This is a genomic window from Arthrobacter sp. NPDC080073 (genome assembly GCF_040686575.1).
Lineage (GTDB): Bacteria > Actinomycetota > Actinomycetes > Actinomycetales > Micrococcaceae > Arthrobacter.
This window is the reverse complement of sequence record NZ_JBFBKR010000002.1, coordinates 398664-424613: the sequence shown is the minus strand read 5'-3', so window position 1 is coordinate 424613 and position 25950 is coordinate 398664. Positions and strand designations below refer to the sequence as shown.

The 25950-nt window shown below is 64.2% G+C and carries 24 protein-coding genes; 15 read left to right on the top strand and 9 right to left on the bottom strand.

Annotated elements, in window-relative coordinates:
* Positions 1-37: 37 nt before the first annotated feature.
* The 3 genes from nadA to AB0O52_RS04130 all read right to left on the bottom strand — a co-directional run bounded on the left by nadA (position 38) and on the right by AB0O52_RS04130 (position 2633).
* Positions 38-1345 carry a quinolinate synthase NadA gene (gene nadA, locus AB0O52_RS04140; RefSeq protein ID WP_364533712.1) on the bottom strand — a complete coding sequence of 436 codons (1308 nt, stop codon included), beginning with the start codon at positions 1343-1345 and terminating at the stop codon, positions 38-40.
* Positions 1342-2061, bottom strand: a complete 720-nt coding sequence (locus tag AB0O52_RS04135) for an NUDIX domain-containing protein (protein WP_364533709.1) — start codon at positions 2059-2061, stop codon at positions 1342-1344. Before AB0O52_RS04135 ends, nadA begins: the two co-directional genes overlap by 4 nt.
* A 92-nt stretch (positions 2062-2153) precedes the next feature.
* Positions 2154-2633, bottom strand: a complete 480-nt coding sequence (locus tag AB0O52_RS04130) for an Lrp/AsnC family transcriptional regulator (RefSeq protein ID WP_241707452.1) — start codon at positions 2631-2633, stop codon at positions 2154-2156.
* 176 nt (positions 2634-2809) lie between these two features.
* Here AB0O52_RS04130 and AB0O52_RS04125 point away from each other — a divergent pair, with 176 nt between their 5' ends.
* The 5 genes from AB0O52_RS04125 (at position 2810) to AB0O52_RS04105 (ending at position 7653) form a co-directional block, all read left to right on the top strand.
* On the top strand, positions 2810-4192 hold the full coding sequence (locus tag AB0O52_RS04125) for an amino acid permease (protein WP_364533706.1): 1383 nt from the start codon (positions 2810-2812) through the stop codon (positions 4190-4192).
* A 239-nt stretch (positions 4193-4431) separates the two neighbouring features.
* Positions 4432-5469, top strand: coding sequence for a thiamine pyrophosphate-dependent enzyme (locus AB0O52_RS04120; RefSeq protein WP_364533703.1), 1038 nt, complete (start codon positions 4432-4434; stop codon positions 5467-5469).
* Positions 5462-6496, top strand: coding sequence for an alpha-ketoacid dehydrogenase subunit beta (locus AB0O52_RS04115; protein WP_364533700.1), 1035 nt, complete (start codon positions 5462-5464; stop codon positions 6494-6496). Before AB0O52_RS04120 ends, AB0O52_RS04115 begins: the two co-directional genes overlap by 8 nt.
* Positions 6489-6818, top strand: coding sequence for a biotin/lipoyl-containing protein (locus tag AB0O52_RS04110; protein WP_364533697.1), 330 nt, complete (start codon positions 6489-6491; stop codon positions 6816-6818). The genes AB0O52_RS04115 and AB0O52_RS04110 overlap by 8 nt, the downstream gene beginning before the upstream one ends.
* A 4-nt stretch (positions 6819-6822) precedes the next feature.
* Positions 6823-7653: an alpha/beta fold hydrolase gene (locus AB0O52_RS04105; protein WP_364533694.1), complete on the top strand. Its 831-nt coding sequence runs from the start codon at positions 6823-6825 to the stop codon at positions 7651-7653.
* A gap of 52 nt (positions 7654-7705) precedes the next feature.
* On the opposite strand, the gene AB0O52_RS04100 is transcribed toward AB0O52_RS04105, so the two are convergent.
* A complete protein-coding gene (locus AB0O52_RS04100) occupies positions 7706-8119 on the bottom strand; it encodes a MarR family transcriptional regulator (protein WP_364533691.1) in 414 nt (137 codons plus the stop codon).
* An 82-nt stretch (positions 8120-8201) separates the two neighbouring features.
* On the opposite strand from AB0O52_RS04100, the gene AB0O52_RS04095 reads away from it, so the two are divergent.
* The gene (locus tag AB0O52_RS04095; RefSeq protein WP_364533836.1) at positions 8202-8855 is read left to right on the top strand and encodes a phosphoribosyltransferase family protein; all 654 of its coding nucleotides are present in this window, start codon (positions 8202-8204) and stop codon (positions 8853-8855) included.
* Positions 8856-8920: 65 nt separating this feature from the next.
* On the opposite strand, the gene AB0O52_RS04090 is transcribed toward AB0O52_RS04095, so the two are convergent.
* Positions 8921-9703 carry a BTAD domain-containing putative transcriptional regulator gene (locus tag AB0O52_RS04090; protein ID WP_364533688.1) on the bottom strand — a complete coding sequence of 261 codons (783 nt, stop codon included), beginning with the start codon at positions 9701-9703 and terminating at the stop codon, positions 8921-8923.
* A 408-nt stretch (positions 9704-10111) separates the two neighbouring features.
* Between AB0O52_RS04090 and AB0O52_RS04085 the strand changes: the two genes are divergently transcribed.
* The 6 genes from AB0O52_RS04085 to AB0O52_RS04060 all read left to right on the top strand — a co-directional run bounded on the left by AB0O52_RS04085 (position 10112) and on the right by AB0O52_RS04060 (position 17502).
* Positions 10112-10978 (top strand): glycosyltransferase family 2 protein, encoded by an 867-nt coding sequence (locus tag AB0O52_RS04085; RefSeq protein ID WP_364533685.1) that lies wholly within the window; start codon positions 10112-10114, stop codon positions 10976-10978.
* Positions 10978-12009: a glycosyltransferase family 2 protein gene (locus AB0O52_RS04080; RefSeq protein WP_364533682.1), complete on the top strand. Its 1032-nt coding sequence runs from the start codon at positions 10978-10980 to the stop codon at positions 12007-12009. The genes AB0O52_RS04085 and AB0O52_RS04080 overlap by 1 nt, the downstream gene beginning before the upstream one ends.
* Positions 12002-13090, top strand: coding sequence for a hypothetical protein (locus AB0O52_RS04075; protein ID WP_364533679.1), 1089 nt, complete (start codon positions 12002-12004; stop codon positions 13088-13090). Before AB0O52_RS04080 ends, AB0O52_RS04075 begins: the two co-directional genes overlap by 8 nt.
* A complete protein-coding gene (locus AB0O52_RS04070; RefSeq protein ID WP_364533676.1) occupies positions 13087-15234 on the top strand; it encodes a glycosyltransferase in 2148 nt (715 codons plus the stop codon). Before AB0O52_RS04075 ends, AB0O52_RS04070 begins: the two co-directional genes overlap by 4 nt.
* Before the next feature lie 155 nt (positions 15235-15389).
* Complete coding sequence (locus AB0O52_RS04065; protein ID WP_364533833.1) at positions 15390-17129, top strand: hypothetical protein; 1740 nt, start codon at positions 15390-15392, stop codon at positions 17127-17129.
* Positions 17119-17502 (top strand): hypothetical protein, encoded by a 384-nt coding sequence (locus AB0O52_RS04060; RefSeq protein ID WP_364533673.1) that lies wholly within the window; start codon positions 17119-17121, stop codon positions 17500-17502. Before AB0O52_RS04065 ends, AB0O52_RS04060 begins: the two co-directional genes overlap by 11 nt.
* A gap of 20 nt (positions 17503-17522) precedes the next feature.
* Here the strand turns inward: AB0O52_RS04060 and AB0O52_RS04055 are convergent, their stop codons facing one another.
* A complete protein-coding gene (locus tag AB0O52_RS04055) occupies positions 17523-18452 on the bottom strand; it encodes a glycoside hydrolase family 16 protein (RefSeq protein ID WP_364533670.1) in 930 nt (309 codons plus the stop codon).
* A gap of 221 nt (positions 18453-18673) precedes the next feature.
* Here AB0O52_RS04055 and AB0O52_RS04050 point away from each other — a divergent pair, with 221 nt between their 5' ends.
* Together AB0O52_RS04050 and AB0O52_RS04045 are read left to right on the top strand one after the other, a co-directional pair.
* Entirely contained in the window at positions 18674-19873 is a 1200-nt protein-coding gene (locus AB0O52_RS04050) for an alkaline phosphatase family protein (protein ID WP_364533667.1), read from the top strand.
* Between the two features lie 210 nt (positions 19874-20083).
* Entirely contained in the window at positions 20084-21412 is a 1329-nt protein-coding gene (locus AB0O52_RS04045; protein WP_364533664.1) for an S-layer homology domain-containing protein, read from the top strand.
* A 101-nt stretch (positions 21413-21513) separates the two neighbouring features.
* On the opposite strand, the gene hpaB is transcribed toward AB0O52_RS04045, so the two are convergent.
* Together hpaB and AB0O52_RS04035 are read right to left on the bottom strand one after the other, a co-directional pair.
* Positions 21514-22968 (bottom strand): 4-hydroxyphenylacetate 3-monooxygenase, oxygenase component, encoded by a 1455-nt coding sequence (gene hpaB, locus AB0O52_RS04040; RefSeq protein ID WP_364533661.1) that lies wholly within the window; start codon positions 22966-22968, stop codon positions 21514-21516.
* Positions 22969-23040: 72 nt separating this feature from the next.
* Entirely contained in the window at positions 23041-23577 is a 537-nt protein-coding gene (locus tag AB0O52_RS04035; protein ID WP_364533658.1) for a flavin reductase family protein, read from the bottom strand.
* 161 nt (positions 23578-23738) lie between these two features.
* Between AB0O52_RS04035 and AB0O52_RS04030 the strand changes: the two genes are divergently transcribed.
* Complete coding sequence (locus tag AB0O52_RS04030) at positions 23739-24473, top strand: helix-turn-helix domain-containing protein (protein ID WP_364533830.1); 735 nt, start codon at positions 23739-23741, stop codon at positions 24471-24473.
* Between the two features lie 27 nt (positions 24474-24500).
* Here the strand turns inward: AB0O52_RS04030 and AB0O52_RS04025 are convergent, their stop codons facing one another.
* Positions 24501-25934 carry an MFS transporter gene (locus AB0O52_RS04025; protein WP_364533655.1) on the bottom strand — a complete coding sequence of 478 codons (1434 nt, stop codon included), beginning with the start codon at positions 25932-25934 and terminating at the stop codon, positions 24501-24503.
* Positions 25935-25950: the final 16 nt, after the last annotated feature.

Below are 25950 nucleotides of genomic sequence, written 5' to 3'. Positions count from 1 at the left end.
GTGAGGCTCGATTCGACTGGTTGGTACGGGGTGTGGCCTAGAGCGGCCGTGCTGCGAGCATGCGTTCGAGGGCGATCTTGGCGTTGTCCTTGACGGATTCGTCTACTGTGATGCGGTTGACCACGCGGCCTTCCACCAGTTCCTCGAGTACCCAGGCGAGGTAGCCGGGGTGGATGCGGTACATCGTGGAACAAGGGCAGATCACCGGGTCAAGGCAGAAGATGGTGTGCTGCGGGTTCTCCGCGGCCAAGCGGTTCACCATGTTGATCTCGGTACCGATCGCGAAGATGGTGGGCTCGGTTGCGGCGGCGATGGCCTTCTTGATGAAGTCGGTGGAGCCTGCGCCGTCGGCCGCGTCGACAACCTCCATGGGGCACTCGGGGTGCACAATGACGTTCACGCCCGGGAATTCGGCGCGCGCCTTCTCGATCTGGCCCACGTTGAAGCGCTTGTGGACGGAGCAGAAGCCGTGCCAGAGGATGACGCGGGAATCCTGCAGGGTCTGCTCGTCGTTTCCGCCGAGCTCCTTGCGGGGGTTCCACATGGGCATCTGCTCCAAGGGCACGCCGAGGGCCTTGGCGGTGTTGCGGCCCAGGTGCTGGTCAGGGAAGAAGAGGACCCGCTGGCCGCGTTCGAAGGCCCATTCGAGGACCGTCTTGGCATTGGAGGACGTGCAGACAATGCCGCCGTTGCGTCCGCAGAAGGCCTTCAATGCGGCCGAGGAGTTCATGTAGGTAACCGGGATGACCGGGGCGCGGCCTTCGGAATCGGGGGCGGTCCCGAAGAGCTCCTCGAGCTGTTCCCAGCATTCCTCCACCGAGTCCTCGTCCGCCATGTCCGCCATGGAGCAGCCGGCGGCCAGGTTCGGCAGGATCACGGCCTGGTCCTCGCTGGACAGGATGTCCGCGGTCTCGGCCATGAAGTGTACGCCGCAGAAGATGATGGCCTCGGCGTCGGGCCTGGTCAGGGCAGCGTTGGCAAGCTGGAAGGAGTCGCCCACGAAATCCGCGTACTGTACAACTTCGTCGCGCTGGTAGAAGTGGCCCAGGATGACGGCCCGGTCCCCCAGCGTCTCCTTGGCGGCGCGGATCCGGGCGTCGAGCTCGGCGTCGCTGGCCAACTTGTACTCTTCGGGCAACTGGCCTTGGCGGGGCGTGGCCGCCGGGGCGTCGTCGGAGCTGGACGCGCCGGGACCGTAAGCCGGGATGCCGGCGAGGGCTTCAGCGAGGTCGTACTCCCACGGGCCCTTGGCCAGAGCGGGGCTGCACGTCGAGCCGGCCGCGGAACGGCCGCTTTCGGCTTCTTCCCGCGTGATCAGCTGGATAGCTGTGTTGACGCTGCTCATGGTGTACTCCTGTTGTCTGGCCCGAGTCCGGGCGTTCCGGTGAAGCGGTAGAGGCGGGGCGGGCGGTGTTTTCCGCCTTGGAGGTATTCACCGGTTTCCTCGATTTCCGGTGTTCCCTTGATTTGCCGGCGGAAGTTTGCCGGATCCAGCTGACGGTCCAGGACAGCCTCGTAGACTTCGCGGACCTGTGCCAGGGTGAAGAATTCACCCAGGAAGTGATAGGCGATGGACCCGTAGGCCATCTTGTTGCGCAGCCGCCACAGGGCGTAGTCCACGATCGCGTTGTGGTCGAAGGCCAATTCCGCGAGCCGGTCTGCCCGGAACCAACGGACGTTCTCGGATTCGTCGGCCAGGGCGGCTTCCGTGGGCTGCACGAGGGCCCAGTAGACGATTGAGACGACCCTTTGCGCGGGCGAGCGGTGCAGGCCGCCGAAGGCATAGAGCTGCTCGAGGTATTGGGGAGCCAGCCCGGTGGTCTCGCGCAGGTTCCGGGACGCGGCATCCTGGAGGGATTCGTCGTGCTGCAGCGGGCCGCCGGGCAGTGCCCACATGTCTTTGAACGGTTCGCGGATGCGGCGCACCAGCGGCAGCCACAACGTGGGTCGGCCGGAGCTTTCACTCGGGCGGAGGGCGAAGATCACCGTCGATATGGCCAACGACGGCGGCGCGAGCCTGCGCTCTGCGACATTGGCGGAGGTGGCGTAGACGGTATTCACCCCGCTTCTTTGCTGTAGGGACGAGAAAATTAGTTAAAGTCAAAATGACTAGAACTAATGGTACGACTGCCGGTGCACAGTGTCCAAATGTTTCAGCCCGCGTTCTCCTTGGCCGCAGCTTCCAGGAGGGGCAAAGTGCGGCCTTGGAAATGGGTATTCAGCACAATCACCGAGGACGAACGGAGCACGGTCTTCGTGGCGATGAGCTTGTCCAGGACGCGCTGCAGGTCCGAGTTCGACTTACCCACCACGCGCACCATGAGGTCCGAACTGCCGGAAACGGTGTGCACCTCAATGAGCTCGGGAATAGCGGCCAGAGCTTCGACGACGGCGTCGTGCCCCCGGTCCTGGTTGATGGTCAGCGAGCAGAAGGCGACCACGGGATAGCCGAAGCCGGCAGGATCCGGCTGCGGAACCCAGGGCGCCACCACCCCGCGCTCGGCCATCCGGTCCAACCGGGACTGGACCGTGGCGCGGGCGACCTTCAAGACCCTGGATGCCTCAAGCACAGACGCCCGCGGGGAGTCGGTGAAAAATCGGACAATCTTGGCATCCAGCTCGTCGACAACCATCAGTTTTTCCCACTTCCGCCCATGAGCTGTACAAATCGGCACTCCATGCGAAGATGTTGCGCCAGCTTGTAACCATCCTCTCACGAGTGTTTTTCGCCACTTTCCTTCAGAAGCGGTAAATTCGGTAAGTCCTACGAGGACCAGCTGACAAACCATTCACAAGAAGGCAAACACGAATGACAACGAAGTCCACCGCTGTTCGACCCTCCATTCCTTCGCAAGGCCTCGGCCACTCGATGAAGCCGCGCCAGCTCACCATGATGGGCCTGGGCAGCGCCATCGGCGCGGGACTCTTCCTCGGCTCGGGTGCCGGAATCCACGCGGCCGGCCCGGCAGTACTCATCTCCTACCTTGTGGCTGGGACCCTGATCATCGTGGTGATGTGGGCGCTGGGCGAGATGGCGGCCGCCAACCCCAACAGCGGGGCCTTCTCGGTCTACGCGGAAAAGGCCATGGGCAAGACCGCCGGATCCACGGTCGGCTGGCTGTGGTGGCTGCAGCTGGTGGTGGTCATCGCCGCAGAGGCGCTCGGCGCAGCAGGCCTGCTGTTCTCCGTCTGGCCGGTCATTCCCGTCTGGGCGCTGGCCTTGGTGTTCATGGTGGCCTTTACCGCGATCAACCTCGCCGGGGTCCGGAACTTCGGTGAGTTCGAATTCTGGTTCGCCATCCTGAAGGTCGCAGCCATTGTTGCCTTCCTCGTCATCGGCGCGGCATTGCTGTTCGGCTGGCTGCCCGGCGTAGCTTCCCCCGGCCTCGGAAACCTGACCGGCAACTTCGCACCGTCCGGCTGGTCCGGAATTGCGGCGGCCCTCTTCGTCGTGATTTTCGCCTTCGGCGGCACCGAAATCGTGAGCGTGGCTGCCGCGGAGACGCAGGACCCCGCACGCAGCGTGGGCAAAGCCATCCGCACGGTGGTGTGGCGCATCCTGGTCTTCTACATCGGTTCGGTCTTCGTCATTGCGGCAGTGTTGCCCTCCGATTCCGAGGGCTTGAAATCACCCTTCGCCGGTGTCCTGAACCTTGCCGGCATCCCGGGAGCCGGCGCGGCCATCACCCTTGTTGCCGTCGTGGCCCTGCTTTCAGCGCTCAACGCCAACCTCTACGGTGCCTCGCGCATGGTCTTCTCGCTGTCTGAGCGCGGCGAAGCGCCGGCTTTCCTGTCGCGTCTGCGCGGCGCACAGGTGCCCATGGCCGCCGTCGGAGTTTCTGTTGCTTTCGGCTTCATCGCCACCATCCTGGAACTGCTCTTCCCCGAGCACGTGCTTCCTGCCTTGCTCAACCTCGTAGGCTCCACCTGCCTCGTGGTGTGGGGCACGGCACTCGTGTCCCAGTTCATCCTGCGCCGCCGCGCCGACCGCGAAGGAACCGAACTGCCGCTTCGCATGAAGGGCTTCCCGTTCCTCACGGTCTTCGGACTGGCACTGCTTGCCCTGATCTTCGCGGTGGGCTTCTCGAATGCCGAGAGCGCGGGCCAGCTGATCGGCACGTTCCTGTTGATCGCATGCATCGCCGTAGCCTGCAGGATCGGCGCGAAGATGAAGTCCGCCCGAAACGCCTAAGCAAACCCAACGGTCCCCACCGCCACCCTCGCCTCGCAAGCTCGGCCAGGGAACCCTGGCGGCGTGGGCCCCAGCAGTTGTTGTCGTTCTGAGCCCTCATAACGACAACAACTGCGAGTTACTTGGGAGGCGCACAAATTGCTAGGTGTTCCCACAGGTAAGCTGGCAGTCCATGGCAGTTTGACTAGCCCCGGATAGGCGGATTGCCTACGATCCGAACGGTGACTACGGTCACGTCCATGGACTCACTTCTTCCCGTCGTGGCCGCAGCCGACGCCGCGCCCCTGTCCCCCGGACAGCTCAGGGAGCTCTATTCCCTGATGGCTGCCGTCCGATACCTGGATACCTCGGCTGTCGCCTGGCAGCGTCAGGGAATCATCCCCGGCTACGCTCCGGAACTCGGCCAGGAGGCCGCCCAGGTCGGCAGCGCCTACGCCCTCGACACTGCACGCGACTTCGCTTTTCCGACATACCGCGAAATGGGCGTCGCAAAGACCATCGGCGTGGACATGGTGGCGTACATGTCCACCCACAAGGCAACGTGGCACGGCGGCATGTACGATCCCCTGGCAAGCCGCCTCGCGCCCATCCAGGCCGTCGTGGCAGGCTCTGTCCTTCATGCCGTCGGCTGGGCCCACGGCCAGACCCTGAGCGGCGGGCACGGAGTGGCCCTCAGCTACTTCGGCGACGGCGCATCCTCCCAAGGCGATGTCCACGAAGCCATGAACTTTGCCGCCGTGATGGAAGCACCTGTTGTCTTCTTCATCCAGAACAACGGCTGGGCGATTTCCGTGCCCACCGAACGGCAGGTGGCCGGCGGCTCGGTGGCAGCACGGGCAGCCGGCTACGGGATCCCGGGCATTCAGGTAGACGGCAACGATGTTGTCGCCGTCTATGAGGCCACCCGCAACGCCTTCGCCCACTGCCGCGCAGGAAACGGTCCGGTTGTGGTCGAGGCCATGACCTACCGCCGCGGGCCGCATTCCACCGCCGACGATCCCGGCCGGTACCGGAGCCTCGACGACGAGCGCATCGACGCCGGCGAGGACCCGCTGGAACGCCTCCGCAAGCGTTTGCTGGCGGAGGGCGCAGCCGACGAGGCATTCTTCACCGCCGCCAACCAGGCTGCCCGGGCAGAGGAAGAAGCCATCCGCACCGGAATCGAAGCCCTCGGTCCCCGCCCCGGCAACGAAATGTTCGATTTCGTCTTCCAGGAAACCACCCCCGCCCTTGAAAACCAGGCCACCCGTTGGCGCGAGGAGTCCGAACATGTCTAAGAGCACCACCGCCATCCTTGAAGCCGCGGCGGCTACCGAGACCCCATCCGTCAAGCTTTCCATGCAGCAAGCCCTCAACCGCGCGTTGGACGAAATCCTCTCCACGGATCCAAAGACCGTGGTCTTCGGCGAGGACTGCGGCCAATTGGGCGGTGTCTTCCGCATCACCGACGGACTACAGGCCAAGCACGGAGAATCCCGGGTCTTTGACACCCCGCTCGCAGAATCGGGCATCCTGGGCATGTCCGTAGGTCTTGCCATGGCCGGCTTCCACCCGATTCCGGAAGTACAGTTCGATGGCTTCGCGTATCCCGCAATCAACCAGATCGTGTGCCAGATCGCCAGGATGAACTACCGCAGCCGCGGCACCCTTCCGATGCCGATCACGCTCCGGGTCCCCAGCTTCGGCGGCATCCGCGCCCCCGAACACCACGGCGAAAGCCTCGAGGCGCTTTTCGCACATGTTCCGGGCCTCAAGGTTGTTTCGCCGTCGGACCCGCACGATGCCTACCACCTGCTCAAGTTCGCGGCCTCGCGGCCGGACCCCGTGATCTTCATGGAACCGAAGTCCCGCTACTGGCAAAAGGGCGACGTCGATGCGTCCGACGGCGGTACCCTCACGGGCGCCCGCATTGTCCGGCCAGGCCGCCACCTGACGCTCGTAGCCTGGGGTGCCATGGTGGCCCGGTGCATGCAGGTCGCCGAACTGGCTGCGGAGGACGGAATCGACGTCGAGGTCCTTGATCTGCGCTGGCTCAAGCCGATCGACGCCGAAGCATTGGCGACTTCCGTCGGAAAGACGCGGCGCGCCGTCGTCGTGCATGAAGCTCCGCTGACCTCAGGGCTGGGGGCCGAAGTGGCCCAACTCATCACGCAAAGCTGCTTCGACACGCTCAAGGCGCCCGTCGAACGGGTCACCGGCTTCGACGTGCCGTATCCCTCCGGCGACCTGGAGGACGAATACATTCCGAACATTGACCGTATCCTCCTGGGGATCCAACGAGTACTGGAGTATCGACGTGGCTGAAATCAGCTTCCCCCTGCCCGATCTTGGCGAAGGCCTTATCGAAGCGACCGTGCTGGACTGGCTCGTCTCCCCCGGCGACCAGGTGGAACGGAACCAGCCGCTCGTGGAGCTGGAAACCAGTAAATCCGCCCTCGAGTTGCCGAGCCCGCAGGCGGGTAAAGTGATCCGTATCCACGGCGCGCCGGGCGAGACCATCAACGTCGGTGAGCCGCTGGTGGTGTTCGAGGTGCCGGACAATACTGCCGGCATCGTGGGCACCGTTCCCACGGATGACGCACCGAAGCGCAGGGTCCGCCTGAGCGCTGTACTTGATGAGGACTGACACCATGAGCGGCAGGCACACGGAAGAGCACATCCACACGGTGGAGGGAACGGATCCGCATCTGTTCGTGGAAGTCCATGAGCCTGCCGAAGGCACCGACGCGGGGCTGCGCCCTATCCTGCTGCTGCACGGTTTCTCCTCGTCCACCAAACTCAATTGGGGCGACACCGGCTGGATTTCCACGCTCAAGTCCGCCGGCCGGCGTGTGATCACGGTGGACCTTCCAGGGCACGGCCGGAGCAGTTCGCCCGAGGACCTGGACTCCTACTCCCCGAGCCGGATCCGCGCGGACCTGCTCCAGATAGTCGCCGACGCCGGTGCGCGCCCTTTGCGTGCAGGTGACCCTACCAGCGGGCTCGACGTCATCGGCTATTCTTTGGGCTCCCGGCTCGCATGGGAATTCGGGGCAACCCAGCCCGAACTCGTCCACCGGCTGGTGTTGGGCGGCCCGAACAAGGAAGACCCCCTGGCGTCCTTCGATCTCGCGGCAGCCCAGCGCTACCTCGCGGACGGCACACCGATTGAAGACGAGTCCACCGCAGGCCTGCTCAAGATGGCACAGCTCTTGCCGAGCAACGATCTTTTTGCGCTCTTGTCCCTGATCGAGGCCATCAAGGGCGAACCATTCGATCCTGCCGAAGCCGTGCCCCACATGCCGATGCTCCTGGTGGCCGGCGAAAAGGACGAACGCGCCGTCACCATGCCGGAGCTCGCTTCGATCGCTTCCCGCGGCGGGGGCTTGGTTGAACAACTGCTCGTGCCGGGGCGGAACCACAGCAACGCCGTGACCAGCCGGGTTTTCAAGGATGCAGCGGTGGCGTTCCTCGGCGTCTAAGTGCTGGTGGAGCGGCGTGCTGGTGGAGCCGCGTGCTGGTGGAGCGGCGGCGTTAGCCGGCCAGCCGCTCCGCATTGAGCGTCATGCGCTCCAGCACGCTCACGGCCATGGCGTATTCGTCGATACCTATCCCCATCGAGAGGTCCCGACGGGATTCTTCAACGAGCCTTTGGGCTTCCGCGTGTTTTGCGTGGCCCAGTTCGCTGAGGCTGATGCGATCGTCCACCATGATGATCATGCCGCGGCCTACCAGCGCGGCGAGTTCGCTTTCGCGGCGTCGCGTGTCACCGCCCCAAAAAGGGTTGAGAATACCGTCAAGATCCTCGGGGCTGAGGGGTGTCTCGGCCAGGACATTGAGGGTCTGCCACTGCCTCCGGCTGAGTTTCAACCTCGCCAAGGTGCTGTCCAGATGCGCCTCCAATGCGGCATCAAGGCGTTTGGTCCAGTAACCGATGGGCTTGTTCACATGGCCCATCGTGGCAGCGCAGGGCGGTCCCGGCAACAAAGGTAGGCTTGATTCAGCGCTGGATTACGTGGAAGTGGGACGAATGGGCATGCGCTTCAAGGACCGCGCGGACGCCGGACGCCGCGTGGCAGCGGGGCTTCCGCAGCTCCGGAAACGGCCGGACACCATCTTGTTGGGCCTCGCCCGCGGTGGGGTTCCCGTGGCGGCCGCTGCCGCCGTCGAGCTCTTCCAGCCTTACGGCGCCATTCTGGTGCGTAAGCTCGGCATCCCGGGGCGTGAAGAAACAGCGTTCGGCGCCTTGGCCTGGTCCAACGGCAGGATCGTCCGCATACTCAACCGGCCCCTCGCAGAACGCATGCTGCGGCACGGAATCACCCAGGCTTCGCTTGATGCGGTGGAGGTTCGCGAGCGGGGAGAACTCCTGCGGCGCGTGAAGACCTACCCGGGTATCAACTTCGACCTCTCGGGCAAGACCGTGGTCCTTGTCGACGACGGACTCGCCACGGGTGCCACGATGCGTGCCGCCGTCGAGGCCGTCCGCGCGGGCGGGGCGGCAACTGTAGTGACCGCCGTTCCCGTGTCCTCCGTCGAAGCCCAGGCGTCCATCAGCCGGGTGTGCGATTTCATGATGTGCCTGCACACGCCGGGCAAGTTCCACGCCGTGGGCGCGTTCTACGAGCACTTCGAACAATTGACCGACGACGACGCGGTGCGGCTTTTGGAGCAGGCGGGGTAGTTCGCGAGCTGCTTTCTACACAGGGTCGCTGACCCTGATTACGCAGTCTGGTCAACGGACAAGAATCAGCCGCGGGTGATCGAGGGCAGGCCCTGGGCCAGGGGGAAATTTCCGACGGCGTTTTGACGGCCGCTCGCCCCGACGGCCCGATGGATGAGCCTGGCGAGGGACGGTGACGGACCCACGCCGAATTCCTGCCTCAGATCGGCGGAGTAGCTCTTGTACGTGCGCAGGGCGGAGACGAGGTCGCCAGAGGCGAGGTGTGCCTGGATCAGCAGCCGGTAGGAGGACTCCCGGAACGGTTCCAGGGAGATTGCCACGGTGGTGACGGCCTTGGTTTCCTCGGCATTTCCACGGCTGAGGTGGTATTCCGCGATGGAGTCGAGGGCTGCTGTCCGCACCATCCGGAAGCGTTCCTGCTCGGTCAGGATCCAGTCCTCGTACCACCCCGGAAGGAGCTCCGCCGTTCGCAGCCGTTCCCACCTTGGGTACCAATCGCCCAGCTCGGAAGCCGGAGCGTGGAGCTCGTATTCGAGATCGGTGATATCAACGCGTACTTGCCTGCTGAGAGCCACGGAATCATCGGTGGTTCCGTCGGCATCAAGCAAGCCGGGGAGCTCGTGATTGATGTGCCAGATGCTGACCCTGAGTCCGACCGCCGCCTGGGCATCGGAGGAGTCGGGCCAGAGCAGTCCGGCGAGGAACGTGCGCGGCCGCTCGCCGAGCAGGGCCAGGGCGGTGATAAGGCGTTGCTGCCGATGCGCTACTTTCTGCCGCCGGCCATCCCTGCTCAGTGTCCAACCGTTGAGCAGGGTCAAGGACCACTGCGGATCTGGTGATGAAACCACGTCTCATTCCCCAATCGAACGTCGGATTTCTGGTGCGCAAAACGTTACGTCGCCTGAGAGTAGCCAGCGTTGACTGGCCCGGTCACGAGTGGCCACTACCTGAATCAAGGATCGCTAACGGATGTCCTACTTACTCGTAATCGATTTTGTTCCCGCTGGCCTTGGAAGCCCTCCGACCCGAATCTTCCACACCAAGGGACACGCCTGCTTGTAACGGTGCTGTAACGGGTTCGGTCCCATGCTCATGCCAACATGCACCTGACCTGGTGCGTGTAACGGCGAGCGAAATCGAGGTGCGGTCATGAACCATCCAGACCCCCTTTTCCGGCGACCCTCCAAAAGAAGGCGCCGCATGTTTCCCAACTGGTGTTCCGCGTTCGTACCGACAAACGGACAGGGGTGAGGGCGGTGTCCATTGGACAGTTGGAGCCTGCTGCCGGCCGGACCCCGGCGGAGTCGACATCGGGGACTCCGCTCCCGGCTGCGTCGATCAGCGTTGTCATTCCCACTTTGAACGAAGCATTGAATCTGCCGTGGGTGCTCAGGCGGATGCCGACGTACGTTGACGAAGTGATAATCGTGGACGGCCGGTCGGAAGACCTCACCGTGGATGTGGCGCGCGCGCTTCGCTTCGACGTCGTCGTGGTGAATGAACTGCATGCCGGCAAGGGCGCCGCCATGCGGGCAGGGTTCGCCGCGGCCACCGGCGATATCATCGTCATGCTCGACGCGGACGGCAGCATGGACCCAAGGGAGATCGGCTGGTTCGTTTCACCCCTGCAGCACGACCACGATTTCGTCAAGGGGTCGCGTTATGTCACCGGCGGCGGTTCCGATGACTTGACTCGTTTGCGCAATCTGGGCAACCGTGCCCTCACAGGATTGGCGAACAAGGCTCTGCACTGCAACTTCTCGGATCTTTGCTACGGGTACATCGCTTTCCGGAGGGAGTGCCTGGAGGTCCTGGAACTCAAGTCCGATGGTTTCGAAATCGAGACCGAACTGGTGTCGCGGGCGGCACGCGCGGGGCTTCGCATTGCTGAGGTGCCAAGCCACGAGCTGTCCCGTATTTCGGGCAACTCGCATCTGCAGACCTTCCGCGACGGGTGGCGCGTCTTGCGCACATTGACCCGTGAGTGCGTCGGATGGGACGCGCCGACGGCGGGGGTACGGCCTGAGGCCCTTCGGCGCGTGAAATACCGGTATCCGGACATGCGGTTTCCCCATGTTCCAACTGACCCTAAGACGGTCCTGGCGATGCTGGCGGACGGCTAATGCCCGGCGGCGGCGCCTGGCCCAGTGTCAGCGTCGTGATCTGTTGCTTCACTGAAGCCCGGTGGGACTTGCTGCTCCGCGGGATCGCATCGGTTCAGTCTCAAACGCTCCGGCCGGACCAGCTTGTTGTCGTCGTCGACCACAACGAGGACCTGTACCGTCGTTTGGGTCTGTACCGGCGACTGACGGGTGCGCTGCAAGGTGTCGATGTAGTGGAGAATGCGGGGCCCCAAGGGCTTTCCGGGGCTCGCAACACCGGAGTGAAGACGGCAACCAGTGACATTGTAGCCTTCCTTGACGACGACGCCGAAGCCGACCCGGACTGGCTGGCCCGGCTCGTCCTGCTCTATGACGATCCGGACGTGTTGGCGGTCGGGGGCCGGGTTGAACCAGTGTGGGAATCAGGGCGGCCGGCCCACTTTCCCGAAGAGCTCGATTGGATTGTTGGATGCACCTATAAAGGATTGCCCAGAGTCGCGGCGCAGGTGCGCAACGTGATCGGAGCGAACATGTCCTTCCGCTGCGATGTCTTTGAACGGGTCGGCGGATTCAATTCTTCCCTTGGCCGGCAAGGTGATCGTCCGCTTGGATGCGAGGAGACGGAATTGTGTCTAAGGGCATCCATGGGCTCCCCCGGAACCCGAGTGGTTTACGAACCGGCAGCCGTTGTTCGCCACCATGTACCTGCGACGCGCGGCACCCTGCGCTACATGTTGTCCAGAGCCTGGTCAGAGGGTGTTTCGAAGGCTCAGGTGACCCGGCTTCTCGGGCGGAGCAAAGTCCTTGGACCGGAACGCCGATATGTCCGCCGAGTCCTGCCGCGCGCGGTTCTGGCCGGGCTACGCGCCTGCGCGCGAGACGGCGACCTCGGAGGCCTGGCCAGGGCGGGAGTGATCGTAGCAGTCCTGGCTGTCACCGCAATTGCCTATCTCCAGAGCCTGTGGCAGTCGCCATCGCCCCAGATGCGCGCACCCGGTTCCGTTTTGTACCGGCTCATTCGCGACAACAGTGGAGGCACGCCCAGTGATTAACCAGCAGATCGCTACGTCAGCGGCAGTGGCCTTTGACGTCCACGGACGCGTCGGAATCCGGGTAGCCCAGGGGACTCCAGGTGCGGCGCAGCTACGAGACATGCTTGCCCCGTTCCTCGGCCCTTCGGATTCGGAGCTGCAGTTGACCATCAGCGGCGGCGTCACTCCCGTTCCCTCGCAATCCCATGCCGAAGACGCCTACCGGTATACAGACGGTTCGTTGTTCCTCCCTGCGGACCGGGTTCAGGTGACCCGCACGGAAAACGGCTTCATGGTCGAAGGGCCGGGCGAATTGCTGACGGCGGTCGTGCCGCTGCTGGACCATTTGTGCATCAGGCAGGATACAGCGATGGTTCACGCGGCGATGGTGAACTATCGGGGAGCCGGCATCCTGATGCCCGCATGGGGCGGCGTCGGGAAAACAAGTACCGTCGCGAAACTCCTGGCCATGCCCGACGTCGGTTTCATGGCCGATGACTGGGGGTTCATCACTGCGGAGGGGACCCTCCTGTCCTACGCAAAACCGATGTTCATCAAGCCCCACCACCGGCCCATCTATCCGGACCTGTTCCAAGGAATCCGCAAGCCGCTCGCGCCGGGCTGGCTGACTTCGGCCATCAGCAACGTGGCCACCGCTGTACACCCTGTCATCGTCCGGTATCCACGGACGGCGGCGTTCACGCGGCGGTGGTCACCCGAACACAGAATGGTCCACCCGGCAGACGTATTCGGCCCAGGGAAAATCGTTCCCCAAGCGCCTGCCCGGATCGCAGTCTTCCTAGAACGCTTCGAGGGAGCGGAGGCACGGTTGGAGCGCCGGACAGAAGCCTGGATGGCAGCGCGCATTGTGGGCAACTTTCATTCGGAATTGCCGTTGGTGTCGCGGCGACTCATCGAGGCCTTGGGGGCCACCGGCCTTGTGGCATTGGGCGAGCATTTCTCCGCAAAAACCTCCGTCATCACCCGAGCGTTGCGTGATGTTCCGTGCTTCGTGCTGCGCCTTCCCGTGACCTGGTCCGCCGACCGGACCTCTGATTACGTAGCAGGCACCGTCACCTCCATGGTGGACGGCCGGCCGTGAGCAGGAAGGCGGACTCCGGCAGCGTCCTGGACGTGTCGGTCGTGATCCCGGCCCGCAACGCCGCCAACTGGCTCGGCGAATGCTTGAAGTCTGTCTTTGACCAGAACCCCCGCGAGGTGATCGTCATCGACGGATGTTCCCAAGACCCCACCGTGGAAATCGCGCGTTCCTACGGGGCACGCGTCATCTCCGACGAGGGCCGGGGACTGCCGGCGGGGCGGATGCTCGGTGCCAGGGCCGCGCACGCCGATCTTGTCGCGCTCATCGATGCTGACGTCGTCTTACCCGCAGGCGTCCTGGAAAAGCTGATTGACGAGTTCAACGCAGGCGGCTTCGATGGCCTGCAGTTCGGACTTGTGAGCGAGCCCGACGGCTCCGGCTACTGGGGAGCCGCCCTTGCCTGGCACCATAACCACAGCAGGGTCCGCTCATGGTTTGGTGTCAGTGCCACGCTCATGCGCCGCAGCGTGCTGCTCGAAGCCGGGTTCGATGAAAGCTTCCGGTCGGGCGAGGACATCGAGCTCAGGATCCGACTCGAGGACAGCGGATACCGCCTCGGCGTCTCCCCCACGACTTTCGTGAGGCACCGGTTCGCTGACACTTTCGGGTACGCCCGCGACCAATGGTTGCAGGACGGGGCAGGCTTGGCGCGCACAATGTACAAGCACTCCGGCCGGGCCGGCTGGCTGGTGCTGCTGCCCTTGCTCGCAACGGTACGAGGCGTCCTTTTCTCCCTGGTCACGGCCCCCCGGTACCTGCCCTACTGGGCTGGCTTCCTCCTATACAACTACCGGGCTTTCGGCAGCACCTTGTTGCGCCTCCCCAAGCAGGGACTCTCCCTCGGCGGGAACGCCGTGTGGCTGGCCGCAGCCCGCATCACGCCAATGGCCGCCGGCCTCCTGTTCTGGGCACTTGCCGCACTCATGATTCCTCCCGATCGTCTCGGGTTGGCCTCTGCAGTGGTCTCCGCGACGATGCTGACGGTGCAGCTAGGAATGCTCGGGGTCGGCCCGGCAACCCTGACGATGTTGCCTGCCCAGACAGACCAAGGCAGGAACCTGATACCGGCAAGCGTCGCGGCGGTGGGCTTTTCGTCACTTCTCACGGGTACGGCGTTGGTCGTCGTGACCTATGTCCTGGGATCCGGCGTCGGCACCGCCTGGAAGGATCCTGCCATGAGCGCAGGCTTTTTCGCTGCAGCGCTCCTCGCCTCTGTCGCGTACCAGCTCGACCATATCGCGGTCGCGCAGGCCCGGGCAGATCGTGCATTGACGCGCAGCCTGATGCAAGCCGTGTTCCAGCTCGTCACCTTGGCGGCGTGCCTGTTTGCGGGTTACCGAGCTCCAGCTGCGATCGTCGTCTCCGTGGCCACGGGTGCCTTGGCGAGCGTACTCCTTGGTCTGCACCAGCTCCGACGTACCGAAGCAACTCCGGACTGGACACAGCTGAGTTGGCGTGAGGCGGCGAAAGTCTGGGGGCCGGGTCTGCGCCAGCATGCGCTGATGCTGGCCGACCGCGCACCCGGATACATCCTTCCACTCGTCGTCGCAGCCGCATTGAACACCTCGGCCGCCGCGGCCTGGTACCTCGTCTGGATGCTTGCTTCGGCGATCTTTTTTGTGCCGCAGTCAGCTGGCTACTCGCTTCAAACCGCTATCGCAGCGGACACGTCCGATACCCGCTTCTCCTCGCGTGCGGGCTTGATCCGGCGGGCCCTGAAAATGAGTCTCCTCCTGACCGCCTTCGCCGGTGTGCTGCTGCTAGCGGCCGGCTCCCTGCTTCTGCCCTTATTGGGATCCGGCTACGCATCGGCGTGGGTGCTGCTTCCTGTCCTCGTTCCGGCCCTGATGCTCACCTGCGTCACCCAGGTATATTACGGTGTGGCCCGTTCCACCGGACGTTTGGCCGAGTCGACCGTGCTCGCGATTGCGGCGTGCGTCCTCTCTTTGGTGCCGGCTCCCGCGGTCGCCCAACGCTACGGCCTCGTCGGGGTTTCCGTGCTCTGGCTGGCCTCCCAACTGGCCACGGCAGTGCTCGCCGCCGCGAGGCTGCATCGCTTCTCGCAAGAGCGCCGCCTTGCCTCGGCCAAACACAAACTCGAGCGCACGTCCGGGTCACGTGCACATGGTGTGCCTGCTCCGTGATGGCCGTACAAACCGCCTGGAGTGTCTCCACCCCCCGCTTGCACCGATCCGACGTCGGTGTGGTCCCTTTCTGTACGACAGACAGGAAACGCCCCCGGCCCGCCCGGCATCGGGCCAACCGGGGTGACCCACGGGTTCCCGGGGCCCTCGTGGTGATGGCGGTGACCGCCCTGATCCTGGGGGTGTGGGCGCTCAAAACCGTGAACATACAGGACATTGGCGGAGCCGGCCTTATCCAGGTCCTGCCCGTCGCCTATTTCTTTGCCCTGGGCCTGAGCCTGGCCGGTTTCGTCGGGTCCCTCGGTCTCAAGGTTCTTCGCCCGTGGTTGCTGGTCATTCAGCTTCTGGTTTTGATCGTCATTCTGCACGGCGCCGACCCGATTATTCACGGCTTGCCTCGCTTGGAAGCCAGCTACCGCCACTTGGGCATCACCGATTACATCACGCAGTCCGGAGGGCTAAACCGGAAGCTCGACGCATACTTCAACTGGCCCGGGTTTTTCGGACTACTGGCGATGCTCTCGAATACCACCGGAGTCCACGATCTGACCTGGGCCGCTACGTGGGCGCCGGTCGGCGTCAACGTCCTGCTCCTGCCCGCCCTGCTTGCCCTGGCTCTGCGCCTTACCTCCAGCCCGAGGCAAGCGTGGGCGGGCGTATGGATGTTCTATCTGGCCAGCTGGGTGGGGCAGGATTACCTATCTCCGCAGGCCTGCGCCTTGCTGCTGCTGCTGACCCTGATCGCCTGTGTTCTGACAGCCTTCACCGGCTGGCCGCGGAAGCCTGCGGGCAAACTCGCTACTCGGCTCAGGAATCTTGCGCGTCGACTCGAACCCGGGAAATCGCCGCCGACTCCCGCCGGACTACCGCAGTCGGCCTTCATCATATTGGCCGCGGTGTGCGTAGTGCTCTTGGCTGGGATGACGGTCGCCCATCAACTCACTCCATTCGCCGCTATCCCTATCCTGGCGCTGCTCGCCCTGAGCGGTAGGTGCCGGCTGCGGTTCCTGCCGGTTCTGGCTTTCCTGCTTCCGGTCTGCTGGCTGGTTCTGGCCGCCACCCCTTTCCTCGTTGGCCACCTGCACACTCTCTTCGGGTCCATCGGCAACATCAACGCCGCCGCTTCCGCCTCGTTGCTCAACAGGGTGGGCGGTAACCCGGGCCACCAGTTCATCGTCTACTCCCGGCTCGCGGAGGGAGCCGTGGTTTGGGTCCTTGCGGGACTGGGTAGCCTCCGGGGACGACGGCTGCGGACGCGGTGGCTAGCTGCTGCCACGGGGACCGTGGCACCTTTCGTCATGTTTCCCCTCCAGTCGTACGGCGGCGAGCTGCTGCTCCGGATATACCTTTTCAGCCTGCCGTTCGCCGCCTGCCTTGTGGTGCTTCCGTTCCTTCCGCGTGGTCCCAGTCCGCCCGGATTGCGCCAGCTGGCCGCACTCCTGCTGCTCGGATCAGTCATCGCCACGGGCACAGTCGCCACCCGGTATGGCAATGACGCCATCGAGAATTTCACTCCCGACGAGATCGCCCTGGTCAACCGGCTTTACGCCGCCGCGCCCCACGGCTCGGTCCTCATCGAGGCAGTTCACGACACCGCCTGGCGGTACGAGAACTACGCCGGCTACCGGTACGAGACCCTCCTCCAAGCGGAGCCGGCACGCCCTGGCGAACCGCAGCCCGGCTGCGCATCGATAACCCAGCTCATCCCGTCCACAGGCGCCTACCTGATAGTCACCGCAAGCCAGGTCGCCGCCGCCGACGTTCTCAACACGGGGCCGAGCGAAGGCTTGCAACATTTCATCGACAGGTGCGCCCTTCAAGGGGGCTGGTCAATGGAGTACCGCAACGCCGGCGGAGTGATCTACCACCTGCAGGGAGCACCGAATGGCATCTGAGCAAAGGGCCATCGGCATCACCGGCACCATCGTGGCCGCCGTCGCACTGGCTTCGATTCCCCTGTCCTTTACGGGCCCGGAGGCTCTTCGCCTTGCCGTCATAGGACCGTTCCTTCTCGCCGGCCCGGGAACAGCGCTCATCCTGCTCCTGAAACCCGCCCGGCTCCGAAAAGGAACCGGATTCGAGGTGATTCCCTTGGCCGTGGCGATAGCGGTGAGCTTCAGCCTTGCCTCGGCAATCCTGCTCTCAACTGCCATGCTTTACTCCGGGTGGTGGCATCCGTCGGTGGCTGTGTCCCTCCTGGCCGTGCTCACTCTGGGGCTCCTCGCTGCCGTGGACCGACGGTCCCGGCGAAGGGAACCGGCGCCGTAACGATGGGGCGGGAAGTACGCCTACGCTTTCGCCCAGATTGCCACCCACGCCACCTGCAGGTGCCCAGCCGTTGCGGGTGCGGGGCAGCCGGTCAGGCAGGATTCGGTCTGGAGGATGTAATGCATCGGCTTGTCGGGGATACCAACAGTGTTGACACCGATCGAGACGCCATCGAGGAAGAACTCAACGCGCCCGGGCGTCCATTCGGTTGTCGCGGTGTGCCATGCCGTGAACCGTGCGCCCGTCCGGTTTTGATGGAAGGTGTTCTTGTCCGGCCGGGCCTCATGGACGGCACCGTAAAAGGACTTGGACAGATCACCTTCGGGGTAATCGATCTCTCCGTCACGAGGCCACACTCCGCTATCGGGCCACAGCAGCCACGCCGTCTTGAACCCCTCCAGTGCTTCGGACCTGAACCGCACCGAATACCGCCCGTACAGCAAACTGTCGTAGGGGCGCCCGTTGGCCGGAAGCAGCTTCGGCGAGGGCGCAGCACCCATCGAGACCCCCTTCTCGGTGTGCAGGTACATGTCGAGCATCCCGTCCTTGACGCTGAGCACCTTCGATGGGTAGTAACCAGACCTGCCACCGCTTTGCTGACCGTCGGTGTCCGGTGTTCCGTCAACGTAGTTCACACTCCACTTGGCGCTATATGCGGGCCCGGGGAAACTCCCAAGCGGGACGTCTCCTTCGCTGAAATCTTCGGTGAATACCTGCCGCCACCCGGGCAGGTCACCCACGGGCATCTGTCCGCCGGCCGGGGACTGCTCCGCTGCGCCCGCTGTCGAAGTTCCGGCAGTCCCGCTGGCGCCGGGGGAAGCGGGACGGGGTGGTCCGTCAATGACACACCCGGAGAAGACCAGCAACAAGGAAGCGGCGAGCACGATCGTCATTCCCGCACGCTGGACAGTCTTGAAACTCTTGCCGTTTTGCCCTTCCTCCACGCGCATGGGAGACAGTGTGGCGGCAAACACATGTCGAAACAAGGGCCGGCCCGCTCGATCGTCCGGGTCCGGAGCCGCTGCATCCACGGCTTCGGCTGCGGATTCACAGGGAACCCGGAGCGGGGAACCATGGCCCTGTTGGACTTGGTGTGCAAGGGTGTCCGGATCGGGATGCCAGCCAGGCCCCCTGCCCGGGGTCGGAAGGAACTTGGAGGAGGCGCGATCAGATGGACCTGAAAAAGAAATCCGGCAGGAAGCTCCTGTGTCACGACGGTCGGCAACGGCGCCGGCCACGCACGGAGCACGTCGTGCTGGCAGTTACGCTCTTGCTGGTCAGTACGGCTTGCCAAGGCCCCTCGGCCAGCAAAACACCGCCTCCCGTTCCGAGCACCACAATCAGCGGCTCCTCTCCGTCCCCGACGTCGGCCTCGTCACCCAGCAACAGCCCCGCGCCCACGGCAGCAGCCGGGAAGATCGGGCACGTCTTCGTGATCAATCTGGAAAACCAGAGCTACAACAAGACCTGGGGTCCGGATTCGCCAGCCCCCTACCTCTCCCAAACTCTGCGTAGCCAGGGTGTCCTCCTGACCCAGTACTACGGCGTCGCCCATCACTCCAACCCCAACTACCTGGCCCAGATCTCCGGACAGGCATCCAACCCGATGACGCGCAATGATTGCACGACCTACGCCCCGTTCATCCAAACCGGAACCGCGGATCCTGGCCAGGTGCTCGGATCGGGCTGCGTCTACCCCGCTTCAGTCCCGACGATCGCCGGGCAACTTAGCGGCGCCGGGAAAACCTGGAAGGGGTACATGGAAGATATGGGCAGGGCGTGCCGGCACCCGAACCCCGGTGCGAAGGACGATTCCCAGAACGCCAAAATCGATGACCAGTACGCCACCCGCCACAATCCCTTCGTCTATTTCACCAGCATCACTTCATCCCCCGGCTGCCAAAACAACGTGGTGGACTATTCCAACCTCGCGAAGGACCTGCAGGCTGCCGCCACCACACCGAACCTGGCGTACATCAGCCCCAATCTCTGCCACGACGGTCACGACAGCCCCTGCGTTGACGGGCAACCCGGCGGCCTGGAGAGCGCTGATGCCTGGCTCAAGGAGCAAGTCCCCGCCATCCTCAACTCACCGGCCTACCGTCAGGACGGTTTGCTCGTCATCACCTTCGACGAGGCGGACGGTAACGCAACCGGCCCCTCGGGCCTGCCGGGAGGAACAGCCGGAGGCCTTGTCGGAGCGCTTGTGCTGTCTCCGTTCAGCAGTCCGGGCACGAGCACTGCAACGATGTACAACCACTACAGCCTTCTCGCCACCATGGAGGACGTTTTCTCAGTCCCCCGTCTCGGATATGCCGGAGCGCCTGGACTGCGGAGCTTCGGCCGGGACGTGTTCAACGCTCAACTTTGACCCTTGGGAAGAAGCCACACCGGCCGGTACGGGCAATCTTGGATTTGGTAACGCAACTGTAACCGTCCCCATGGTGCCATTGGTTCTGGACGGCATTGCCGGGTGCCTGGGCCGGGGACCGTCGCATCAACCCTCGCCACAGGCAGATCAAGCCCGGCTTCATTCCCGACGGAGAAGCCGGGTATCGACCGTAGCTTGGAGGACGGAACAATGAAACGACTGTACCGGCTGGGACTCTCCGGAATGCTCGGTCTCGCTTTGAGTGCCGGCGCGGCACTGGTTGCCGGACCCGCCGAAGCAGCGTCGGTCTCCTGTCAGCCGTCAACCGCGGCACCTGCCGACAGCTTCCCCGGAAACACAGTGGTGGCCGACAACTTCGAATCCGGGTCCTTGTCTTCCTACGGCGTTGTCACCCAAGGGACCGGCACCGCCGCAGTCAGCTCCACCCTGGCCCACGACGGCGCGTGCTCGGCCTACCTCCATGCAACGATTGACTCCGGTTCGATCTCGAATATGTCAGTGCCTCTTCCGGCAGGGGCCGCCCACGCCTACGCCGCCGGCTGGTTCAACATCACCACCGCCGGCGTGGCGGGCAACGACGTCCCCTACTTCCGCTTCTTCTCCGGTGCGACCCGGATCATGGACATCTTCCGCTACAACAGCACCGCCAACTTCGTGCTGAGAGTCACTGCGCCCGACGGAACGTTCAGCTACACAACCATGGTCTCCACTGTTGCCCTCAACAGCTGGCACCACATCGCCATCGATGTCCATGCCAACGGAAGCGCCACGGCGGCTCAGGTCTGGTTCGATGACAAGTCCGTCTATTCCTCCACCACCCTCAACGTCGCGGCGACGTCACTGAGTAGTGTGATGCTGGGCTCCGAACACCCGACACAGCAGGCCGACATCTACGTCGACGATCTCATCGTCAAGAACCAACCGGCATCTTCGTCGTATTCCTTCACCGACGTGACCTCGAGCTACCCCTTCTACAAGGAAATTACCTGGGCCGCCGACGCTGGGATCACCACCGGCTGGGTCATGCCCGACAATAGCCGCCAGTTCCGGCCCCTGGAGTCCATCAGCCGCGAAGCGATGGCCGCCTTCATCTACCGCTATATGGGCAGCCCGGCCTACACCCCGCCGGCAACGCCCAAGTTCCCCGATGTTCCCACGAACAGTCCCTTCTACAAAGAAGTGTCCTGGCTGGCTGCCCAAGGTATTACCACCGGCTATAACGACGGCCCCAACGGGACAGCGACCTTCCATCCCCAAGGCACAGTCAACCGCGACGCCATGGCGGCCTTTATCTATCGCCTGAACGGAAGCCCCGCGGTCTCCGCAACCAGTAACTTCAAAGACGTGCCTTCCAACTACCCCTTCTACAAAGAGATCAGCTGGCTCGCCAGCAACAACATCACCACCGGCTGGGCCCTCCCCGACGGAACCACGGAATTCCGGCCGCTCGCCCCGGTTGCCCGCGACGCCACGGCGGCCTTCCTCTACCGCACCAATGCCAAATACCCCAGGCCCTGAGCACGGCGGCGAGTGAATGAGGGACTGACGGCCAGCGCCGTCGGTCCCTCATTCACTTGTCGCCGTCCTCCTACCCGCCGTGGTGTTAGCCTGCCCCCTGGTCAGTCTTTCCGCTCGAGGAACTCCCGTACGCGGGCGCGGGCCGGCTCGCGGTCGTAACTGTTCACGAGGGCGGCTGCCATGCGGACAGGGTCCCCGAAGAAGAAGTACTCATACAGCGCCTGGCGCCCGGCGAACGCGGAAATGCTGGCATCGAAAGCGAGTTTGAAGAGGCGCACGCGCTCCGGCCCGGTCAGCGTCTTCGCCTGCAGGTACAGCTCGATATCCGGCAATGCCTCACTGGCCACGTCCGCTTCGCCCGGCAGAGCCATGAGACCGGATGCCGAGAACTTCCTGATGATTGCCGGGAATCGCTGGGCAACTTTGGGGTACCAGTTGCGTGCGGCGTTCAGTGTGGGCCAATGCGGCAGGAACACGCCATCCGGGCTTGGTGCCGCCTGGGCTTCCGCCGCCACCATGAGGGCCTTGCCGATTTCAACGGTTTCGATCAGCTCCGCAAGGTCTTCCTGGATGTGCTGGAAACCGTCAATCCCGATCGACGCCGCAATTTCCGAGGCAAGGCCCAGGAAGAACTCGCTCTTGGCGATGGTCCGTGTCACCACTTGGTGGGTCATGAGGGCCCCGGCGCCCGTCTCGGAGTAGAAGGCATTGCACAGTTCAGGATGGCCGAGCATGAAGATGCGTTCGTTGGGAACGAACACGTGGTCGAAAACGACGACGGCGTCCATCTCCTCGAAGCGGCTCGCGAGCGGTTCGTCATGGGTGCTTCCGCCGTTGTAGAGCGAGGTCCGGCACAGGTAGCGCATGCCGGGCGCATCGTTCGGGAGGGCGAACGCGTAGGAATAGGGAGCATCTTCCGGCGTCGAGCGCAGGAGCGTCGAGGGGAACACGAGGAGCTCGTCCGCGATCGGCGCGATCGTGGCGAGCATGCGCGCACCGTGGACCACGATGCCGTCCTCGCGTTCTTCCACGACCCTCGCCGAGAGTTGGCCGCCGAGCTGTTCGGAACCTGACACCGAACGGTTGACCTGCGGCGGGATCAGCGTGTGCGTAGCCAGGAGATCGTTCTCCCGGCAATGCTCGTAGTATTTGCGGATGTTTTCGCCAAACATCGGATCGGCCTGGGCAAACCACTTTTCCGCGGCCGCGAGCGCCGTGAGGGCGCCGTTCATGTAGTCGCCCGTCCGGCCCAGGAATCCAAGGGAGTACTCCGCCCAGGTGCGGATGGCCGCATGCCGATGTTCGAGGTCTTCCTTGCTGCGCGGCACCAGGAACGAGGCACTCACCCGGTCACCCGTCGTCGGGGACTCGTAGGTGAGGGCGTCCGCATACTTCGGGTCGTGCTGCATGTCGAAGAGCTTTGCGTACGTGCGGGCCACATTCATGAAGGACGGGTGGTCGGCGATCTTCTCGGTGACCATTTCGCCGTCGATCAGGACGTGGGGGTTCATCGAGTTGAGCTTGTCCAGGTACTGCTGTCCGGTCCGGATTCCCATGGTTGTCTCCAATGATGGTTGAGCTGAAACGGCCTTGCGTGGTGGATGCTGCGTCGACGGGCGCGGCGGCAACTACAGTAGATCCTCCATTCCCAATTGGCTTTCCGGGATGGTGGTGAAAGAGCTGTTCGCGAAGGCGAGCGCGTCGCCGCTGCGGTAGTTGAAGTCCACCACTTCACCCAGATAGAGCGTGTGGTCTCCGCCGTCGTAGGCTGCCCACGGCGTGCATTCGAAGTAGGCGAGGACGTTGGAAAGCCGCGGCGCGGTGTCTCCTTCGACCCACCGCGGCTCGGGCCCGGGACGGCCCGCGAAATGCAGGGCGAGCTGCTTTTGTTCAGCACCCAGGATATTGACGCTGAACGGCCTCCCGGCGAGCTCGTCGTGGGCTTTGGTGTTGCGGGCGATGCTGACCAGGACCAGGGGTGGTTCCATGGACACTGCGGTGAAGGAATTCACGGTGATGCCATGCCGCTTGGTGGCGCCGTCGAACGTTACGATGGCGACGCCTGTGGCGAAGCGGCCCAGGCTGCCCCGGAAATGATGTGCCCGCGGCCGCGACGTGCGGCCAGGGGATCCCGGCTCCGCATTCTGGCTGGACTTGGCAATCATCGTCGATTCCTGGCTGGAGATTGTTCTATAAGTGACTTTGTTCTATATTTGAGTTCTATATTTGAACAACAAATTCTCATACAGAACCATAGTCTTTTGTGTGCTACAGCACAAGACGGCGGGCCGGCCTCGTTAGGCCCCAACATAGGATGGAGCGCATGATGTCTTCCAGCGCTGCGAAAAGCCTGCAGGAAACGACGGCGACGGTCTCGCCGTCGAAGACCCTCTCCCGCGGAATCCAGGCCCTGGAAATCATGGCGGCTGCCGAGCGCCCCTTGACCATTGCGGAACTCGCCGGCGCCCTGGGCGTCCATCGCTCGGTGGCCTACCGTATCCTCCGCACGCTGGAGGATCACTCCCTGCTCGTACGCGACGACGCCGGACGCGTCCAGCCCGGTCCTGGCCTTGCGGTGCTGGCACGGGGCGTCTCCCGGGACCTCCAGACGGCCGCCCTCCCGGAGCTGACGCAGCTTGCGAATACCTTGAACATGACGGCCTTCGTAGCGATCTGGGACCATCAGGACTGCGTCACGCTGGTCACGGTGGAGCCCCGCCACTCAGCCGCGACGTTGGCACAGCATCCCGGCACGCGCCACCCCGTGAACACCGGGGCACCTGGAATCGCGATCCAGTCCTCCATGAGCGAGGACGAGTGGGCCGCCCGCGCTCCCGGCCTGCCGTATCGCCCGGAAGCGGCGGAAGCGCGCCGGCTCGGCTATGCGGCAAGCCACGACGAAGTCATCGCAGGCTTGTCATCTTTGGCCGCCCCCATCCAGGTGCCGGGCGGCCGGCCTGCGGCGATCGCCGTCGTCTACATCCGCCGCGACCAGGACCAGGCCGCCGTCGGCGAAGCACTGGCAGCGAGCGCGGCACGCATAGAGTCCCAGCTGGCATAAAAATGCCCCATAAGTGAGCGAGCGTCGTTAGTGTCGGGTGCTTGGCCTGCGCCGGAGGACCAGTCCTGCGATGATGCCGAGCACAAGAAGCGCGCCCGAAGCAGCCGTGGACACCACAAAAGCGGCGGCGGGACCCTGGGTTTGGGCCAGCTGGCCGGCAAGATAGGCGCCCAACGCCGTACCCGCCACGATGCCGCTCGCCAGGGCCGTCATGACCGTTGCCATGCGTCCGGCCGGTGCCACGACTCCCCCGATGCTGAAGACCGTCACCATGACGGGTCCTACGGGAATTCCGAGCACCAAGAGAACGATGACCATCGGCCAGATCCCTGCCGGAAGGAACAAGAGAAGAGAGAAGGCTGTCATCGCGGCCGCGGCGAGCATCCAGCGGATGGCCAGCCGAAAGCGCTGCGGCCAATAGGCAACAGACAGCGCAGCGACGGCGGAGCTCAGGCCCATGACGGAATACATCAGCCCCGCAATTTCCGCCGTGGCGAACTGGGCGGAGAAAGCGCTCAACGCATTTTGCGTCGCACCGAAGAAAGTCCCCATGCAGACCATGGCCAGCACCGGAACAGCGACCTTCAGCCAGGCCACGGAACGGCCCCTCGACTTCTGCTTCGCGGGGACGCTCCCGACGCCGGCACCCGCCTTGCGCTTTGCCGGCACCACAGCCAATTGTGAAGGATGCACGGCGAAAGCCGGCACGAGCGTGGCGGTAAGGACGGCCGCCAAAGCCAGCGGAAGCCAAGGGGCTACGAGGCTCGCGAGAATACCGACCAGCGCAGGACCGAGGACGAAAGTGACTTCGTCCGCGGTTCCCTCGTAGGACAACGCGGTATCAAGGTCGGCCCGGCTGGACGCCACGCTTCCAGGACCGGCGGCATTCCCGCCGGCTCCAGGCTTCGAATTCCGGGTGTTCAGGTTCAGGGTAGTCAGAGCCATCCAACGGACACGGGCCATGGGCCCCACCTGCGGGCAACTCGCTCCGGCAAGGAAAGCCGTCACCAAAATGGCTATCGCATCCGTGGGGGTGTTGAAATCGGGTGTCAGGTACGCGGCGACGAGCAATGCGATGACCGTCGCGGCGTTGAGAGCGGCGGCTATCAGAAGGACAGGGCGCTGTCCTGAACGGTCAGCGAGCGAGCCGAGCACAGGTGCGCCCAAGGCCGATCCGATGCCGACGGCTCCGGCGGCCAGCCCGCCGATAGCGTAGGAATGGCTGACGGCCGTGACAAGGGTGAGGGTGCCGACGGTCAGCATGGCGAGGGGCAGCCTCGCTAAGAGTCCCAGCGGCAGGAAGTTGCGGCCGGCGAGCTCGGGCAGGCGGGCGAAGCGGCCAGGCAGGCGCGAGCGGCGGGGCGCGGCTTTCGGGGACTCGGCCGACGGGGGCGCAGCAGGGAATGAAGGGGCAGCCTGTAGCGCGGTATCCGCCGCGGAGTTCTGTGGGGAGGAGTTCATGATTCCGGGTTCGCTC

What these genes read in the sequence shown, in the direction of transcription:
- AB0O52_RS04120 (WP_364533703.1), top strand. Translation starts at nt 4,432, where the DNA reads ATGGACTCACTTCTTCCCGTCGTGGCCGCAGCCGACGCCGCGCCCCTG.
- AB0O52_RS04095 (WP_364533836.1), top strand. Translation starts at nt 8,202, where the DNA reads ATGGGCATGCGCTTCAAGGACCGCGCGGACGCCGGACGCCGCGTGGCA.
- AB0O52_RS04125 (WP_364533706.1), top strand. Translation starts at nt 2,810, where the DNA reads ATGACAACGAAGTCCACCGCTGTTCGACCCTCCATTCCTTCGCAAGGC.
- AB0O52_RS04045 (WP_364533664.1), top strand. Translation starts at nt 20,084, where the DNA reads ATGAAACGACTGTACCGGCTGGGACTCTCCGGAATGCTCGGTCTCGCT.
- AB0O52_RS04025 (WP_364533655.1), bottom strand. Translation starts at nt 25,934, where the DNA reads ATGAACTCCTCCCCACAGAACTCCGCGGCGGATACCGCGCTACAGGCT.
- AB0O52_RS04115 (WP_364533700.1), top strand. Translation starts at nt 5,462, where the DNA reads ATGTCTAAGAGCACCACCGCCATCCTTGAAGCCGCGGCGGCTACCGAG.
- AB0O52_RS04130 (WP_241707452.1), bottom strand. Translation starts at nt 2,633, where the DNA reads ATGGTTGTCGACGAGCTGGATGCCAAGATTGTCCGATTTTTCACCGAC.
- hpaB (WP_364533661.1), bottom strand. Translation starts at nt 22,968, where the DNA reads ATGGGAATCCGGACCGGACAGCAGTACCTGGACAAGCTCAACTCGATG.
- AB0O52_RS04030 (WP_364533830.1), top strand. Translation starts at nt 23,739, where the DNA reads ATGTCTTCCAGCGCTGCGAAAAGCCTGCAGGAAACGACGGCGACGGTC.
- AB0O52_RS04105 (WP_364533694.1), top strand. Translation starts at nt 6,823, where the DNA reads ATGAGCGGCAGGCACACGGAAGAGCACATCCACACGGTGGAGGGAACG.
- AB0O52_RS04050 (WP_364533667.1), top strand. Translation starts at nt 18,674, where the DNA reads ATGGACCTGAAAAAGAAATCCGGCAGGAAGCTCCTGTGTCACGACGGT.
- AB0O52_RS04035 (WP_364533658.1), bottom strand. Translation starts at nt 23,577, where the DNA reads ATGATTGCCAAGTCCAGCCAGAATGCGGAGCCGGGATCCCCTGGCCGC.
- AB0O52_RS04065 (WP_364533833.1), top strand. Translation starts at nt 15,390, where the DNA reads ATGGCGGTGACCGCCCTGATCCTGGGGGTGTGGGCGCTCAAAACCGTG.
- AB0O52_RS04055 (WP_364533670.1), bottom strand. Translation starts at nt 18,452, where the DNA reads ATGCGCGTGGAGGAAGGGCAAAACGGCAAGAGTTTCAAGACTGTCCAG.
- AB0O52_RS04060 (WP_364533673.1), top strand. Translation starts at nt 17,119, where the DNA reads ATGGCATCTGAGCAAAGGGCCATCGGCATCACCGGCACCATCGTGGCC.
- nadA (WP_364533712.1), bottom strand. Translation starts at nt 1,345, where the DNA reads ATGAGCAGCGTCAACACAGCTATCCAGCTGATCACGCGGGAAGAAGCC.
- AB0O52_RS04080 (WP_364533682.1), top strand. Translation starts at nt 10,978, where the DNA reads ATGCCCGGCGGCGGCGCCTGGCCCAGTGTCAGCGTCGTGATCTGTTGC.